Origin of the sequence: Heyndrickxia sp. FSL K6-6286, from assembly GCF_038630395.1 — a bacterium.
Taxonomy (GTDB): Bacteria; Bacillota; Bacilli; order Bacillales; family Bacillaceae_C; genus Heyndrickxia; species Heyndrickxia oleronia.
In genome coordinates this window covers 4701037-4719511 of the sequence record NZ_CP152029.1, presented here as the reverse complement: position 1 = coordinate 4719511, position 18475 = coordinate 4701037, and the positions used below count along the sequence as shown (strand labels likewise).

The following is an 18475-nucleotide window of genomic DNA, read 5'->3' as shown; positions in this document are numbered from 1 at the left end:
AGAAAGAAAATGACTGAAATACTTGATAAATTAGGTGTTTTAGCTGCTCAACAAAGATTAGTCCCATTTATGGGAGCCGGTTGTTCAGCTTCTATGATGCCGGATTGGGATTCCTTAGTAATGGAAATGGCAGAGGAATAGGACATACATCTGCTACGTTTGATAATTTAGATATTGCTCAAAAATATGTAGATACATTTGGGAGAGATAAGTTCTGTGAGTTCCTACAAAGTAAGTTAGAAATCTCAGACTTTGATGATGAAAAAGGGTATATTCATTTAACGATGATGAATATGGGTGTTCCTGCTATTTATACTACAAATCAAGATAATGTTATGGAAAAGGCGTTCGAAAAGTACGGAAGAAAACATAGAATTATTGTGCAATTAAAGGATTTTGCTGAAGTGAAACTGTCAGAATTACTCTATATAAAGTTTCATGGCGATCTCAATAATCCAGAAACAATTGTTTTTACAAAAGAAGATTATAAAAAAAGAATGAGCGACCCATTGAATGCGCTCAATATTCGCTTGCGAGCGGATTTGTTGGCAAAAAATTTGTTGTTCGTAGGTTATAGTTTTAGAGATATAAATATTCAGGAAATGTTTGCTGAACTTCAGGAAGCATTTTATGGACAGTTGCCAAATTCCTATATGATTGCATATAGGTATAGTAGTGAATTGCAGTCTTTGTGTGATAAATACGGAATTGTATTAATAGATCCAATGAAGGAAATACCTGATGCTAAAGGCTATTCAGAAGCCTTTGAAACCTTCCTAAAAAATATTTTGGAAGAAGCAAGGAGCAAAAAGTTTGAAGATGAAATGAAAGAATTTTTCACACCATCTTCTCCTATACCTGTAAAGGTGGTAAGCAAGCAAGAAGTAATTCTTTTACAGGAAACAATAAAAAAGAATCCTTTTTCAACTAGTATTAAGTTATTTCGTGAAATCTGTGATATATCAGAAATTCCCTCTGATTATGAAAGCCATATTGTCGATGCATTTGTTGAATTAGCAAAAAAAGCAGAAAGCGACAAAGATACAGAATCTTTAAATGCTGCTATTTTTAACTTGCATTTAAAAAATCAATTGAATAAATTTAATGTATTAGCAGCATTAATGGCTTCCGCTAATGTGAGAACTCCTAAGAGCAAGTACGGTGGAGATCGATTTTTTATATCTATGAAAGGAATCAAGGAAGCATCGTATATTGTCATTGCAGCGAAAGCAATTGAATACATCTATAGATGGGGAAGGAAGCCAACTGCCCCTTTTTCTTGGAATGTTGGTCAATGGATAGAGAGAGGATCAGACATTAAAGTTTTGCCAGAACAAATACAGAGTTACGTAAAAAAATGGGTAGATAAAATGAGAGAAGATTGCAAAACAGTTGCGGAACATCCGATTAACAGACAACAAAGGCTTCTTAAAATTTCTCCATTTGCTAGTACTTCAGTTAGTCTTACAGCTGATGAAATTGATATTTTAAGAGAAGTAATGAATTTGGAATTGTAAAAAGAAACATAGGATAGAAATCCTGATGCTGTTTTTTGCCTCTTAAATAGAGTGCATATGTATATAAAAGATCTCCTGTTGGAAGCAAATACAAAAAAGAATTACCAATTCTATTTGAATGGTAATTCTTTTTTGTAAATATTTATTTATTATTGGGCAGTTGACGGTATTTTAGCAGTCAAAGATTCTTTACAACAAGCTGTTGCAGAACTTAGAAAAAAGGTATCATTCCGCACAAATCATCAGTTTTACTAAATTGGTTACTCTAAATCATCCAAAAAGAAATCAACGCCTAAAGTAAATTCGTATGCTTCAGAAAGAAGAGAACTCCGCGAGAAGCAACTTGCGAAAATTAGGGAACTATCAAAAACGAAGAACATTGCAGATATAGAGTTCCCCATCTAATTATTGAATTGATTCTCAAAATCGTGAGTAAGCTGTTGCTGACCCTTGTTTAAAAAAGAGTTTCATACAGCTTATTTGTCGTGCAATCATTTATATCTCACAACAATTGATAAACATTGTGGGAACTTAAAATTAATTGAACTTGGTAAAATCATATCAAGTACTTTTTTTATGTAAAAAAAAGGGAATAACCCCCTTATTCCTTCCCTTTATAGGTTGCCTAAAATGGGCTACAGAAGGAAAGATATAGAGGATAATAGCAATAAAATTTATGATATGTTTCTAAATAAGCTCTATCCAGTCCCGTAACCAGAAAAGAGTTTTCATTATATAAAACACCAAAGTCCTAATATACCAAGGGTTTTTAATGGTTTTATTATAAGTTAAGGTTTTCACTAATGTATTTTGTTATTAGGTTTGAAATGGTGTTTGTTATTTAATTTGTTATAGATAAGATTGTTACATATCCAATTAATTAAATTATTATTGAATGATTTAATTATTGTAATAATTTGGTACTATTGAATTAGCAAATTAAATGGGAGGTTAGTAGTATGTCGAGTTTAATACCAAAAAGTATTGGTGAAATGCTAGATGCTAACATAAAATTTTGGATTCCATCCTATCAGCGTGGTTATCGATGGACATCTCTTCAAGTTACAGAGTTGTTAGATGATATTTGGGAGTTTCATAAGATGGATCCAAAAAAAGATGATTACTATTGGCTACAGCCGATTGTTGTTAAGGGACATAAGGATACTATTGAAGTGATTGATGGCCAACAACGATTAACGACAGTATTACTTATCATAAAATATATCCAGTCCATTATTCCGTTTTATGAAGGGACAGGATATACGCTAACATATGAAACTCGTAATGGGAGCAGTTCGTATATTGCCAATATAATAAATGGAGAAAGCCAGCGTAACGACAACATTGATTACTACCATATGTATAATGCATTTGAAACTATTAGAGAATGGTTTAGACAACATCCTGAAAAAAACTCACCCGTTCATATATGGCAGCGTTTAACAGAACAGGTCAAAGTATTATGGTATGAGCTTGATGCTCATTATGATTCAATCGATTTATTTACACGAATTAATATCGGGAAAATTGCTCTAACAAATGCTGAGTTAATTAAAGCGTTGTTTTTAAGTAAAACAAATTTAGGATCAAATACATCACAACATGATTACATAAAATTAAAGCAGATTGAATTAGCCACACAATGGGACCAAATCGAAATTCATTTACAAAACCCTGATTTTTGGTTTTTCTTGCAGCCTACCAATGTAAAGTATGACAACCATATCGAATGGATATTTGAACTCGTAACAGCAAATTTTCCTAACGATACAAATATAAAAACATCATATAAAACGTTTCATGCTTTCCATGATGAAATAGAACGTCGTGTGGATGAAGGTGAACAAAGGTATGAGGTCGTTGAATCTCTTTGGAAAGAGATACTTGCTCTTTATTATCAGTTTAACGAATGGTATGTAAAACGTGACTTATATCATTTGGTTGGATACTTACTTGAAATTGGCGAACCTATTAGAAATATTTTGGCAAATGCAAAGACAATGAAAAAAGATGCGTTTCTAAATTCACTTTACAATATGATTAAGTCTCGTATAAAAAATTGGGATATAGCAGAACTAGACTATGAAAATGATAGATCAAAGGTTAAAGATACACTTCTACTATATAATATTATGACTCTACAACAAGATGTGAACTCTAAGCAACGTTTTGATTTTGATCGTTATAAAAATGAAAAATGGGATATTGAACATATTCATGCATTGCAAAGTAAAGTACCTGAAAAACAAGAAGAACAATTAGAATACATTAAAGATGCTTTATCATTTGTTGAAGATTTAGATTTCAAAGAACAGCTAGAACAAAATATACAAACAATTAAGGAAGAGGCTTTGGAAGTTGAAGAGTTTGAGAAAATTCAACAACAAATTGTCGACTATTTTGGAAATGAATATTCAAATCATATCTCAAATTGTACTTTATTAGACGCTAGAACTAACCGTTCTTATAAGAATAGTATTTTCCCAAAAAAGCGGGAAGAAATCATTAAACGCGACCAAAATGGTGTGTATATACCACCTTGTACTAAGAATGTATTTTTAAAATATTACAGTAAACAAACTACGCAAATTCATTATTGGAATCAAGAAGACCGTGAAGCATATATGCAAAACATACTTGATGTATTAGCACCCGTTATTACAAAACATTCAAAGGAAGAGGTGAGTTTAAATGCATGATTCTAAGGTCTATAGTTTTTGGGAGTTAATAAATCATTATAAAATAACTATTCCTATAATTCAAAGGGACTATGTTCAAGGAAGAAAAAATAAAGATGTAGAAATTGTGCGGCATGATTTTTTGCGAGTGCTATTTAATTCACTGAAAACTGGGGAACAAGTCGAATTAGACTTTATTTATGGTACTGTCGATCAAGCCAATCATTTTGCACCACTTGATGGGCAGCAACGTTTAACTACTTTGTTTTTACTATATTGGTATATTGCCTTAAAAGAAGATAAGCTTGATAACAATAAGGAAACATTCAAGAAGTTTACTTATGAGACTCGTATGAGTAGTAAACTATTTTGTCAGATGCTCGTTTCCTTAACAGAGTTAGATTTATCAGAAGCTTGTTTATCAACTCAAATCCAAAATGAATCAAGTTTCTATTATGAGTGGGTTAATGATCAAACCATACTGTCAATGCTTGAAATGATTGATACTATTCACGCGTATGCAAAAGAATATGATTTACCAAATGATTTATTTGAAACATTGCAATCAAACGCGCCTATTACATTCCAATTTATTGATTTAGATACGTTCCAGTTAGAGGATACTTTGTACATTAAAATGAATGCTCGTGGAAAGCCTCTAACTTCATTTGAAAACTTTAAAGCGCGATTCCAGCAATATCTAGAATCAGTTGAGTATGAAAATAGTGTAGAACTCATGCATAAAATGGATACCATTTGGTCGGATTATTTCTGGAAACATAAGCAACAAGAGTATGATGAATCGTTTTTACAATTTTTCTATGCATTAATGTACAATCAATTAGCCCGTTTTCAAACCAACCGAGGGCGACTATTTCAAGCAATTAATCAAGAAAATGATATACGATTTGAAGAATTACAAAGTTTGGAATTTGACCATGAAGCTTGGTTAACTGATATTAATAATGCTTTGGATTCATTATATTCTGAAACACTTACTACACAAAATTCTGCTATTAACATTGAGAGTCTTATTTTTGAAGCAATGACTTCTAATATCAATTACACAGATCGAGTGCAGCTTTATGCTACAATTTCATATCTTCGTTTCTATGGTAATGATTTTTCATCATTTGAACGATGGATGCGGTTTATTCGTAATGTATCAGTAAATACGATTTATAATAGAATTGAAGATTATATCCAGTCAATACAAGCACTTGATGTTCTTATTCAGCATGTAAGAGAACTTGATAAGTATTTAGCTAATTCAAATACTAAACTAACTGGTTTCTCAGGCTATCAGCTTAAACAAGAACAAAAAAAAGCAAGGTTAATACTGAAGGATGATGCGTGGGGAGAAAAGTTAGCGCAAGCAGAAGATTATCCTTATTTTGAAGGAGACATCGGATTTTTATTACTTCATATTAAAATTAACGAGATTGACCAATTAACTCAAGAAGAACTCTATAAAAAACAGTTGAAATTCCAAAATTATTATGAAAAGGCAGTTGCAATTTTCGGAGCTGTAAAGCTCAATGTACCAAATGATTTACTAAGTAGAGCGCTATTAACTTTTGGTGATTACTTACTTGAATCTGGGCAAAATCGTAGCTTCTTAATTGAAGGTTTTGATCGTGATATATAATGGACCCAAGAAACTAGACACGAAATGAGGAGATGTTAAAGTAGGTTTATGAAAAGAAATCGATACACACCAGAGTTTAAAGCTCAAATCGTGCTAGAGGTCCTAAAGGAAGAAAAGACCATGAATGAAATCGCTTCATCTCATGGAATTCACGTCAATCAAATTAGACAATGGAGGAATGCATTTCTTGATCAAATGCCTTCGATCTTCGCTAAAGAAAATAAAAAAGCGGATCAAATGAAGGCGGAATATGAAAATCAAATTGAAAACCTCTACGCTGAGGTTGGCCGTTTAACCACGCAATTGTCGTGGCTTAAAAAAAAATCTGGAATCAAGGAGTAGGGCCGAGCGTATTCAAATGATTGATTGGGATGATAAAGAGCTGCCAATCACTACCCAGGCTCAGCTGCTTGGGCTCAATCGTACTAGCTTGTATTATAAGCCAGTCGAGCCTTCTCCTGAGGAAATATTTATCAAGCACAAGATTGATGAAATTTATACCAAGCATCCCTATTTTGGGTCTAGGCGAATTACTGTTGTTCTAAACAACAATGGAATAAATATTAATCGCAAGGCTGTACAACGTCATATGCGGGAAATGGGCATTGCAGGGATTTCTCCCGGCCCTAACCTTAGTAAACGCAATCTTGAGCACCGGATCTATCCGTATCTTCTTAGAAATTTGGCCATTAGCCACCCTAACCACGTCTGGGGAATCGATATTACCTACATTCGCCTCCAACGAGGCTGGATGTATCTTGTAGCTCTGATAGACTGGTATTCTCGCTTTGTCGTTAGCTGGGAGCTAGACCAAACACTAGAGATTGACTTTGTCTTGGAGGCAGTGAAACGGGCTCTGTCGGTAGGACAGCCAGAGATCTTAAATAGTGATCAGGGTAGCCATTTTACCAGTCCCCAATATACCGGATTACTGCTGGATAAGGACATCCGAATTAGCATGGACGGCAAAGGAAGAGCCCTTGATAATATTGTTACAGAGAGGTTATGGAGAACGATTAAATATGAGGAGGTTTACTTAAAAGATTACGAGAGTCCAAGAGAAGCAAGGAAAGAGATTAACAATTTTATCCACTTCTATAACTATGAACGCCCTCACCAATCGATTGGCTATAAACCCCCCGCCTCCGTTTATGGCCTCGGAGTGATTCATCCATAAGGGATGATACTTCTCAGGGAAGAACCTGTCAAGGGTATGGCTAGCCCTCGCTCCGCTCGCCCTTGACAGAACCTCCCCTGAGAAGGAAAAATAGAGTAGGATGAATCACTCGCAAAAAAATGTGCACCTACCACCCCCCTAGCCCCAGTGAGCACCTCTAGCTCCTATAAAGCAGATATCCATAATGGATTCTGACCCACCTTAAAAAATTTAAATTAGTGTCTTGACGAAGGGGTCCACTTTAATATAAGTTGGAAGCGATTCTTACGTCACAAAAATGTAGTTTATTTAGTACGACTATTACAACAAATTTCGCCTGATACAGTTAAAGAGGACTTAGAGAAAATCATTGCGCAACATACAGTAACTGATTGGAGAGAATACTTTATTCGATATCCTCAGATTTTAAAGAATTGCTGTGGGAACAAACGCTTCATTAGATTTAATGGAGAAAAGGATATTTTACTTTTGGATACAACAATGACCAGTGGGTACTGTCAGGAGTATTATAGTTATGCTGTTTATGCAGAACTAAAAGAAAGAGGTATCGCGTGTTCTTACCAAGATTCAATTGGTGCGTACAATGACAAATATGTTGAACTAGATCATAGTGGTTATACCTTAAATTTTGTTGATGAGTATTTTCACATATATAACAAGAATGAAGTAATTGTAACTACTACTAAAGATTTTGATGAAGCAGTGCAAAAAATGGTTGATTGTGTAAGTGTAGTTAGCTAAGTCAGGGTAAAACTTCATTTCAAATAAATATCGTAAATACTTAAAACCTAAAGTTGCTGTGACATAGCAGTATTTTTTAGGTTTTTTTGTATTACTATTTTTAATAATTGGTAGCATGTGGTCAAGTTAATACCTAGTAGTCAAGGGATTAGAGCAAATTATTCTTTTTGTACTTAGTTCAAATCTCTATTTAAATGAAATTTAAATTAGCATTATCAATCAGTTAATAGAACATTTATTCCCCTAAAGTGTTGTTTTCTGGAAATATTATGTATAATGTTTAAATGAGATAAAATGCCGGAATACAATATGAACTGATTCGTAGGTCAAAAAATATAAGTGATGAAAAAATTAAAGAATAAGGAGCTGGAGAAATGTCTGTAAATGATTCACCAAATGCACTACCTTTTATGGATTTAACAGAGTTGGAGACAACTATGCAGGAAAGTCTAACAAAGACTAGAAGTGTAATTTCTCAAGCAGATCCTTTGATAACTTTGATTCAATTGCATGGATATAAATTTTTCAAGCATTTTGGGGACATAGAAGCATCAGTTCATGGAAATGTTATGCCTTATGAGAATAAATTACTTGACTTTACACAAAATCTTATAGTGACTAGTGATGTAAACGAAGGAAATTCATACTTAGATAAAGATGATATAACTTGCTATGTAGAAGAATTGGAAAAGCTTTATACAGTTGCAACGGTTTATGTAAATCTTGCACCAAAAGATGAATTAATCAAATATTCTCAAGGAATGCAAATGAACGTTTCTGGAACGCTATATCCGTTTTTTGAAAAAGAACATTTTACGGATATGTTGTCTCCGTATTCGGATCTATTTAATGAGAACTTTGGCATAACAAGTTTTGATGTAGTAGAAGGCCTTTTGGCAATAAGCAGACATTTACGTACTTTGGGATTTATGGATAATCTGATAGATTCAGGTGCTTCACTGGAAGAGGTAATGTCAGTCGAAATATTACTAAATATGGCTGATTATTTCAATGTTGAGCGTATAACAGGATGGCCAATTGAGTTTATTAAGGAATTATCACTTCGACAGGGCGAATGCAGGGACTTTTATGAAAGTGACCTACATGTAATGTTGAAGGAGTCTCCGATAAAATATAAGCCTTTTATTGATATTGATGGTAAATATTATTGTTTTTCTATTGATAATTTAATAGATAACTTTTATAGAACAGTTCTAAGAGCTTTGCGTAGGAAAAATGGGATTGTTTCAAATAGGATAAATGAAATACAAATGGAATTATCGGAGTCATTACCATTTAGATTTTTTAAATCCATCTTACCTACATCACAAATGTTTCAAAATATCTTTTATAAAGCACCAGTTGGAGCAAATGGAAAAAATGAATGGTGCGAATGTGATGGTATTATTCTCTTTGATGATGTAATGATAATTATAGAAGTAAAGGGTGGAGCTTTATCACCAGTCTCACCTTTTTCAGATGAAGAAGCTTATAAAAAATCATTAAATGAATTAGCTAAAAATCCTTATGAACAATCTCTACGATTTTATGAAGAGTACAAAAAGAATGGAAAGATAAATATTTATCATAAAGAGAGTAAAAGGCGATATAAGCCAATAACTTCTATTGAGAATATTAAATTTATCCAAGCCTGCTGCGTTACTTTAGATGATTTTAACGAAATTGCTTCACAAATTGAAAAAACTGAATTCATTCAAACTAGTGACCTACCTGTTTGGTGTGTTTCCGCTAATGATTTGCGAGTATACCCTGAACTATTTGATTCTCCAAGTTTGTTTTTAAATTATTTATATCAAAGGAGTCATGCCGCTAAGAATCCTTATATAAAGCTTAATGATGAATTGGACCATATAGGGATGTATTTTGCATATAATGACTATTCTACGAGTATTCAAGAAATTGCTGATGAAAAAGACATAGGAGAAATATTTATTGCTAGTCATAGAGATGAAATTGATGCCTACATGGCAAGGAAAATTAACTCCGATTTTAATGATGGTGAAGGAGGAAGTTTTCTTGACCTCTTAATTGGGCCTGCACCAAAACCTAAACAAAAGATGGATTTCATGTTTGAACAACTAATCAAATTATTAGATAGTACAAAAGATCATTTGTGTATACGGGCTGCAAGATACCTTCTTTTATTAGATTCCTATACGAGGGGTAATATTAATGAGTTTCTTTTATCAAGAAGTAAAAGGCTTGCGATATATAAAAATCACAAAGCAATATTAACTCCATATATAGCGTTCAATTATAAAAAAGAAGATAGAATCAGTGAATTACCAGTTATAATGATATTCCTACTCCATGCATCCAATAAATTATTTAGAGATGTAGTCCAACGCAAACGTTTTTTAATGGAGAGAATTCCACATGAAGATGAGACAACCTATTGCATATTGGTGGGAATGAACAAAAATAAAGAGTTAACAAAAGTAATAACACATGTTATAGGTCCTGAACAGTTTCAAATGTTACCAGAGTCAGCATATAAACATCTTAAAACGACAAGAGAGAAGATAAGTAATTCACGTAATATCAAAGAATTTGAATAGAAATGACTTAGACAAAGTTTTTTAAAAGGATAGCTGTTGAGAATCTGTAGTGTCTGTATATAGTGTTTCTTTTGTTAAGAAAATAAAGTCTACAACATTAAATCTTTTATAAATGAGGGGAAATAATTGTTTTATTTAACACCATTTAAAACTCGTAGAAATAAATCGGGTTTTCATTTAGTAAGTGATAACTGGAATGACTATGGTTTTTATACTCTCTATAAGTTATTTTATCTTGATATTAATTTGAATGAAACTGAAATAGGTTTCGTTAAAATCGGATATAAAGGTCAAGAAGAAGGGTCTACTGTTCTCCCGAATAGTTTTGATAACATTCCGGACGGTTTTTTCTCTTTGGGACAAAGCGTAAGCTTTTATAGTGAACTTCGGAAATTGGGTGATGAAGTTCGATTAAAGTGTTTAATTGGTTTAAAAGATATTGCTTACAATAACCAGTTATATGATGAAGTAATTGAAGAAGAAGTAGTTAAAACCTCATTGTTAAGACAGTTAAATAGAAAGACGGTCACTAAGCAATTTAGTAGAATTACGCGTGGTGGTGCAGTTTTAACAAATTATAAATTTAACTTTAGTATTCAATCTGACGAAGAGAAATCGAGATTTTATTTTGAAGTAGTGCCAGAATCATTACCACCTACTAATATCCATGCAATTATTGGCACAAATGGAACAGGGAAAACAACTACTCTTAAAGGAATAATAGATGGATACTTAGAGGATAGTTTGAATGAAGATTTCTCAAATGCAATTTTTATTTCTTTTAGTATTTTCGATAAAAACGGTCATTATGAATCTAATGACTCTGGAAAAGAGTATTTTTATGTTGGTGTTAAAACACAAGAATCAAAAACAAAGACACAAGAAGATTTAAAGTTGGAATTTTATGAGTCTGTTAGTAAAATTCTCTCAAAAAAAGGCATTATTACCTTCATCGAATGTTAGAGATTTTATCAGCAGATGAAAATTTGGGTAATTTTGGTTTAATTGATATTCTAGAGGACTTCATTAAACAGCCTCAAAATAATCAGGCAGTAGAAGAATGTAGTACTTTTTTTAGTAAAATATTTGATGTTCTTAGTTCTGGACATCAAATAATATTATTATCGCTTACTAAAATAGTTGAATTAATTGTTGAAAAGACATTAATCTTAATTGATGAACCCGAAACCCATTTGCATCCACCTTTACTATCGGCATTTGTACGTGCAATCTCAGAAATAACGGTTGCCGAAAATGCAGTAGCAATCTTAGCAACACATTCACCTGTTGTTTTACAAGAAGTTCCTAAGTCATGTGTGTCTATTATTCGTAAGCATGGTAGTAAAGTAAAGATTGAAAGACCGCGTTTTGAAACCTTTGGAGAGAATGTGGGTGTTTTAACAGAAGAAGTATTTGGGCTTGAAATTCCAAAAACGGGTTTTCATGCGTTACTTAGAAAAATAGCTGAAGAAACACCTGACTACGATTTAGTTCTTGATCGGTTTAATAATGAACTTAGTATTGAGGCAAAATCAATTATTAGAACTTATATAAACGAAATCAACGGGATTTAAGAGGTAATAATATGTATTTATTAAAGCTTCCAGAATACTCTATTGAAAATTACTTTGATGAAATGCTTAATGGGCGTCATGATAACGAAAAAAATAAGTTTATAAAAACTAGATTAGAGTCGATAAAAACTAAACTTATAGTTGAAGAGAAGTCTTATCAATCTTTAGCAGAAAAGAAGGAGCTTTATACTATAAGGGAACAAGTTAATATAAGTATCCCTAAAACTGTGGAGTTAAAAGAATCAATTCCCGAAACTATTAATGTTACGGAGATGGAAAAAGTTTATACCAACTTTTTAGTCGATAAGCCAGATTCGAAAAAAATTGGTCGAAAGGTATATGACTCGATTTTATCGAACACATACTACAACCTTTGTCCTTATTGTTCACATAGAGAAGTTAAAACGGTTGACCACTATCTTCCGAAATCTAAATTTATCTCTTTTGCAGTGACGCCAATCAATTTGGTTCCATGTTGTTCTGATTGTAATAAAGATAAATTAGATGATTATAATCTTATTGAAGAGAAAATGTTAATTCACCCTTATTTTGATGATATAAGTTTAATAGATTGGTTAAAATGTAGAGTAAAAGTAAATACTTGGCCAATCACATTTTCCTTTCATGTATCAAATAATATTACTGATACAGTACTTAAATCACGTATAAATTATCAATTTCAATTACTTAATTTAGGTAAATTATATGCTGATAATGCCACTAGGGAATTTAATAAAAGAGTAAAATCATTGGTAACAGAATATAATTCTAATCCAACAAGGAAGGCTTTTGATTTCTTAAATGATAACTATGAATCATATGGGTCTGAAGATGCTAATTCATGGCAAACAAAAATGTTTGAAGCTTTAAAAAGTTCAGAATGGTTTATTGAAGAAGCTCTTCCTAAACTACAGAGTTTTTATCTTAAAAATTAGAATATATTTTAGAGTTTTATTTAAATAGGTATTACTATGGAATTTATGAGGGGGTGCGTAAGATGACATATTTTCAAGAAAATTATACTAATATATATTTTTCTAAAGCAACCGATAAAACTAATGGATTAAGGAATGCTCAACTGGGGGCAATACATGCCATTGGATCATATTTCACACGAGAGAATAAGAATAAGGCGCTAATTGTATTACCAACTGGTACTGGTAAAACAGCTGTTTTAATGATGAGTCCTTATATTTTAGAATCAAAAAAAGTTCTGATTATAACTCCTTCAATTCTAGTAAGAAATCAAATAGCAGAAAACTTTTCTGAATTAAAAACACTTAAACACATAAATGTTTTACCTGAGATTTGTATGTCGCCAATTGTATTTGAACTAACTGACACAAAAGTGGAGGACCATATTGAAAGAATAATTCAAAGTGATGTTGTTGTAGCAACTCCACAGGGAGCTTGGAATATCTCAATGAATCCGAAATGCTCAGAATTATTCGATTTAGTATTAGTTGATGAGGCACATCATGAGCCAGCTAAAAAATGGAGAGAAGCACTTGAAAATTTTTCAGAGGCAAATAAAATTCTTTTTACAGCTACTCCGTTTAGACTAGATAATAAAAAACTACAAGCGGATTTGATTTATAGATATTCACTTTCACAAGCATATAAAGATAAAGTGTTTGGTGAAGTTAAATTTATACCTATTAAAATTGAAAATAAAGAAACTAAGGATATAGAAATAGCCTTAGAAACAGAAAAAATATTTTTTGAAGATAAGTCTAAGGGTTTGAAACACTCACTAATGGTAAGAGCAGGTTCAATTGAAGAAGCTAAAATTTTATATGGTATCTATAAGGAAAATACCGAATTAAATTTAGAAATAGTCCATAGTAGACTTTCAGCAAAAACTATTAGAAATGTCATAAAAAAATTACTGGACTCTGAATTAGACGGTGTAGTTTGCGTAGATATGATGGCAGAGGGGTTTGATTTTCCTAATTTAAAAATTGCTGCGATACATTCTCCACATAAATCTTTAGCAATTACCTTACAATTTATTGGGAGATTTGCAAGAACCAATGCATCAGAAATTGGTGAAGCAAAATTTATCGCTGTTAACGATGAAGAGTTCATTTTAGAAAACCATAAATTATTTTCTTCAGATGCTGTCTGGAAAGACATTATTATTAATCTAAGTGAAACGCAAATCACTGATGAAGAAGAAAATCAGAGATTTATTAACAAGTTTACTCCCAAATTAGTTAATCGAACTGAAATAAGTAATGAAATAATTAACATGAGACCAAATTTCCATGCAAAAATCTTTCATACTGTTTCATTTAATATACATGCTGATTTTCCTGAAGTTGGATTTAAAATAGAAAGTTTATTAATTAATACAGAAGATAACACAGTAATTGCTATACTAAGTGAAACGGTTGTACCAAAGTGGGCTACTAGAGAAAGTGGCATATATGATAATAACTTCTATTTAATTGTAATGCATTACTCACCAGAATTTAATTTGTTGTTTATAAATTCACAGTTAAAAAGTGAAAATCTCTATACAATTATCGCATCATCATACTGTGGAGAAAATCAATTTTATAAACTAAGTAGGAATGAGTTACATAAAGTTCTAGGGGATATGGAAAATTTCGAAATATTCAATTCAGGGTTACAAAATCGTGTGTCAAATGAGGAATCCTATGTAATAAATTCTGGGCCAGATGTTAGCAATACATTTGATCCGGCAACTGGTAAATTATATGCGGCAGGACATGTTTTTTGTAAAGCTCAAAAAGATGGAGTTGACTATACACTAGGATATAGTAGCGGTTCGAAAATATGGAGTAGTACATATGGATCTATCAAAGAATTTGTTGAATGGTGTAATATAAGTGCAACAAAAATAAAAAATCAAAGACTAATAGTAAAAACTAATACTGCTTTTGATTTCGTTCCTATTCCAGAAAAAATTATCGAATTTCCTAATACTATATTTTTAATAAGATGGGCAAGTAGTACTTACTCAAATCCTCGTCCGCTATTTTTAGATGAAAAGGTTGGAGAAAGTACAATATTAGACTTAGATATCAGCCTAGTTAGCATTACAAAGAATGAGATTAAGTTTAAGTGTAAATATAAAGATACAGACTATTTATATGCTCTAAATCTTGAAGGTAATATCACATCACTAGAAGAAGATGAATTGTTAGTTCAAGTAGGCAGAAGACATATGAAAATTTCTGAGTATTTAGTAGGTAACCCAGTTGAATTTCTAACTACTGATTTATGTTTAATTTCAGATAGTGAAATCGCGAAAAATAATATTAAAATTGAAAATTTTGTACCTATTTTAATTGAACAGAAAAAATGGTCAATATATAATACAGATATTGAACTAGAGTTCGGAAAACCCAAGAAAAAGGGATTTATTTCTATTCATGATGCCTTAGAAGTAATTTTAAAAGGTGATGGATATGAGTATTTAATTTATGATCATGGTACGGGGGAAATTGCAGATTACATTGGAATAATAACGACCCCATCCGAAATAAATATACATTTTTATCATGTGAAAGCCATGAAAGCCAAAACATACAATAATTCGGTAAACGATTTATACGATGTTTTAGGACAAGCTATAAAATCTGTAATTTGGTTAAAATCAAAATCTGTATTTAGAAATAAGCTTAGTAACAGAAGAGATTCAGGATACTGCCAGTTTATTTTAGGAGATTTTGATACTTTAAAAAGTCAACTCCTTTCTAATAAGATTATAAAAGCGAAAATTATTGCAGTTCAACCATCAATAAAGAAAAATCTGAAAATGACAGAAAAAATAGCAGAATTACTTGCAGCAACTAATCACTACATTAAACATTCAGGATCTGCTAATGAGTTTGAAATTTGGGGGAGTTGAAAAATAAATTAATTGCTTAGAAAAAACGATGTTTAGCAAATACACATAAGCCACTATCGAAAATCAAGTCTAAAAAGATAATGTTTAATAGAATAAATAAAGTTTTTCTTTTTTCTTGTCTCCGTAAGCAAATTAGTAAAACCTTATTAATTCCTTTGTAAGAGCATTTTTCAATGGTCAAATAAGCCCTGTAAACGTTGATATGGTAAGGTTTTAGGTTTTTAGATCAGTAACACCCGCCGTCACCATGATTGCTTGAAAAGTAAAAAGCTGCATAATGATTTAATCTTGACTTAAATGAACATGTTATGAGTGACATGAAAGTTCTAAGTGGACTTAAAGCCAATTTAAAAGAGAAGAATATAGACAAGAGTTGGAAAATCCAACCCTCGTCTAATATTTTGCCTCTTAAATCGCCACAGGTGATTTGTATCACGCAAAACTCATTGAAATAAAAAAGAAATTACACCACTACATCCCATTTTGTTTTATGATATTCCTACCGTCAGCACTCCACACATGTGGAGTGCTGTTCACTGTTAGTGCGGAAGGACTGTAACCCCAAAATAAAGTCCTGTACTTTATAAAAAAGTCGCAACATCTTGTATTTCGTGTTTAAAATAAAGTCGTGTATCCTAAATCTCTGGAACCCTTGTCACTACTGACTTTCTTCAATCTTTAACTTACAGAACTTCTTTTTAAATCGAAAAAAACATGAACAAAAAGCGTGAAAAAAAAGTGTGAAAACGGTCAAAACGTGATCGAAAATGTGTGAAAATGAGGGAAAGATAGCGTGACTTTATTTTAAACGGCAACGGTAGAATACGGGTTTGCGTGGGGTAAAGATGTGGTGAGTTTATTTTAAATGGACAAGGACAATTAAATCGGAGATGTATTGAAATAGTAAAGAGGGGCTGAGAACCCCTCTTTTTTGTTGCCTAATTCAGTTTTGTAAAGTATCTTATTTCCTCTTTATCCGCGCAGAACCCTACCGATTCGTACACAGACAAGGCAGATTTATTTGTAGTTAATACCATGAGGTTAGCGTTTTGTAGCTGATGAGATTTGAGATATTTTAAAGCTTGTGTAAGCAAATACTTAGCAATTCCGCGTTTTCTCCATGGTTCACGGACAAAAACATCCTCGATTACACCGTGGTCTGCTTCTTGCCATGCCATCAGTCCGCCGACAATAGCGTCTGATTGACGTATGACCATGGATGTCCATAGTTTGTTATTCTTGTATTCAGTCAACCTATTAAGTCCTAGTGGAGTGTCAGGCCAAATTTCAGCTTCTACATTAAGATAATCTCTTTCTTCGTCAGAGGTTTCCATCTTCCAGTATGAGAATTGCAACTCCTCTTGAAGCTTTAACTCAGGAATCGGTTCATTCAAATCTCGATTCATGCGATATAAACTATTCAGATGAAGGTATCCTTTTTGGATAAAAAACTGATTGTTTGCTGTTTCTGTTGAATCGTTACCAACACAAAGCATTGTTCCGTATTCTTTAGGCAAGGTTTCCTTTAATTGATTTGCTCTTATGAAAAGATACTGATAGACGTTTTCGAGCAAAGCAATGTCGTTTTCTTTTTCGGAAATGGTTTTAAGATTGACGTAGATGGAATGATTGTTCTCTTTTGAACGACCGGGTGGTACAACGTTAATGATGCTAACTTGCCCCTTAGCGACCATTTTCCCATCTTCAAATGCGCAATAAACGTTACTCCAATTATCTTCGTCCCCGACCCACCAAAATGTTGCATTTTCTTTTGCTGTTACTGATTGATACAACTCGCCAAGTAATAGCATGTCTCCATGTTGGAAATTACGAATGAAAATTTCTGTTGATGATTGGCTCAAAACAATACCCCTCTCAGTAGTGGGGGATTCGCAGTTTAGAGGGCTAGCTATGCGAGTTCCCCTTAATGAATTCGCCCTTTGCTAACATTTGATTACTCACAACAAACGCCTCCTTTAACTGTTATTATCATTGACATTAACATACCATGACTATTGTATCAAACATAATTTACAACTATAATTGTTTTCTCCACATGTATGTAATACTGTTCAAATGCAGTTATACTTTATTGAGCAAGAACCAATGGCATGAACACCTTATTTACAAGTACAAGAATTTCATGAAAATTTTATGCGCGTCAGATGATCGTAAACTGTCCCTAAGACCACTCATCCAAGATGCTAGCTACTGGTACCTCTTACTACTCGGTTGCATAGAAGAGGAATACGAGCGTCTTAGGGCAGGTATTATATTAGTCTCATGTTACACAGCATGAAGCTGTCAATATCACCTTCGATTTTTGTAGGCGGTTCATCACCAAAATGAAGATCAGATTCAAGCAGTATACTAGCCGAATTTTTCATTTTAAACATCTCCTATATTGGTTTCTCCATCATTTTCCACATTATGAATGTTGCTTTCTAAATCAGAGGTTTTTAATAGAAATACTAAAGCCTTGCTTTGATAAAGATATTTATTATATCGGTTCTTTGAATGTGAATGATAAATTCCCAAATTTTAGATAAAAGGAATTACACTTTATAATTTAATATTGTAAAATAAAGTAAAATAAGTTGGATAAATGGATGAAGAAGATGATATCTTGAATATTATTAAGAAACTCACTAGGAAACGTACCAGTAGTGAGACATTTACCT

The 18475-nt window shown here is 32.5% G+C and carries 12 protein-coding genes; 11 read left to right on the top strand and 1 reads right to left on the bottom strand.

Annotation, left to right across the window (positions count from 1 at the left end; translation table 11 throughout):
- Positions 1-9 precede the first annotated feature (9 nt).
- From MHI39_RS23750 to MHI39_RS23700, 11 genes are all read left to right on the top strand, one after another.
- The gene (locus MHI39_RS23750; RefSeq protein ID WP_342540352.1) at positions 10-141 is read left to right on the top strand and encodes a hypothetical protein; all 132 of its coding nucleotides are present in this window, start codon (positions 10-12) and stop codon (positions 139-141) included.
- Entirely contained in the window at positions 105-1517 is a 1413-nt protein-coding gene (locus tag MHI39_RS23745; RefSeq protein WP_342540351.1) for an SIR2 family protein, read from the top strand. Before MHI39_RS23750 ends, MHI39_RS23745 begins: the two co-directional genes overlap by 37 nt.
- Positions 1518-2476: 959 nt before the next feature.
- Complete coding sequence (locus MHI39_RS23740) at positions 2477-4216, top strand: DUF262 domain-containing protein (RefSeq protein ID WP_342540350.1); 1740 nt, start codon at positions 2477-2479, stop codon at positions 4214-4216.
- A complete protein-coding gene (locus tag MHI39_RS23735) occupies positions 4209-5843 on the top strand; it encodes a DUF262 domain-containing protein (protein ID WP_342540349.1) in 1635 nt (544 codons plus the stop codon). Before MHI39_RS23740 ends, MHI39_RS23735 begins: the two co-directional genes overlap by 8 nt.
- Before the next feature lie 48 nt (positions 5844-5891).
- Positions 5892-7020, top strand: a protein-coding gene (locus tag MHI39_RS23730; protein ID WP_152984831.1) for an IS3 family transposase whose coding sequence is annotated in 2 segments (ribosomal slippage) — positions 5892-6155 and positions 6157-7020 — 1128 coding nt in all. Because the reading frame shifts where the segments join, the coding sequence is not laid out codon by codon here.
- A 468-nt stretch (positions 7021-7488) separates the two neighbouring features.
- The gene (locus tag MHI39_RS23725; protein ID WP_342540348.1) at positions 7489-7761 is read left to right on the top strand and encodes a hypothetical protein; all 273 of its coding nucleotides are present in this window, start codon (positions 7489-7491) and stop codon (positions 7759-7761) included.
- A gap of 437 nt (positions 7762-8198) precedes the next feature.
- Complete coding sequence (locus MHI39_RS23720) at positions 8199-10340, top strand: hypothetical protein (RefSeq protein WP_342540347.1); 2142 nt, start codon at positions 8199-8201, stop codon at positions 10338-10340.
- Between the two features lie 126 nt (positions 10341-10466).
- The gene (locus tag MHI39_RS23715) at positions 10467-11303 is read left to right on the top strand and encodes a hypothetical protein (protein WP_342540346.1); all 837 of its coding nucleotides are present in this window, start codon (positions 10467-10469) and stop codon (positions 11301-11303) included.
- Positions 11304-11326: 23 nt separating this feature from the next.
- On the top strand, positions 11327-11914 hold the full coding sequence (locus MHI39_RS23710; protein WP_342540345.1) for an AAA family ATPase: 588 nt from the start codon (positions 11327-11329) through the stop codon (positions 11912-11914).
- Positions 11915-11925: 11 nt separating this feature from the next.
- Complete coding sequence (locus tag MHI39_RS23705) at positions 11926-12849, top strand: HNH endonuclease signature motif containing protein (protein ID WP_342540344.1); 924 nt, start codon at positions 11926-11928, stop codon at positions 12847-12849.
- Between the two features lie 62 nt (positions 12850-12911).
- Positions 12912-15794, top strand: a complete 2883-nt coding sequence (locus tag MHI39_RS23700) for a DEAD/DEAH box helicase family protein (protein ID WP_342540343.1) — start codon at positions 12912-12914, stop codon at positions 15792-15794.
- 938 nt (positions 15795-16732) lie between these two features.
- Here the strand turns inward: MHI39_RS23700 and MHI39_RS23695 are convergent.
- The gene (locus MHI39_RS23695) at positions 16733-17656 is read right to left on the bottom strand and encodes a GNAT family N-acetyltransferase (RefSeq protein WP_342540342.1); all 924 of its coding nucleotides are present in this window, start codon (positions 17654-17656) and stop codon (positions 16733-16735) included.
- Between the last annotated feature and the right edge of the window lie 819 nt (positions 17657-18475).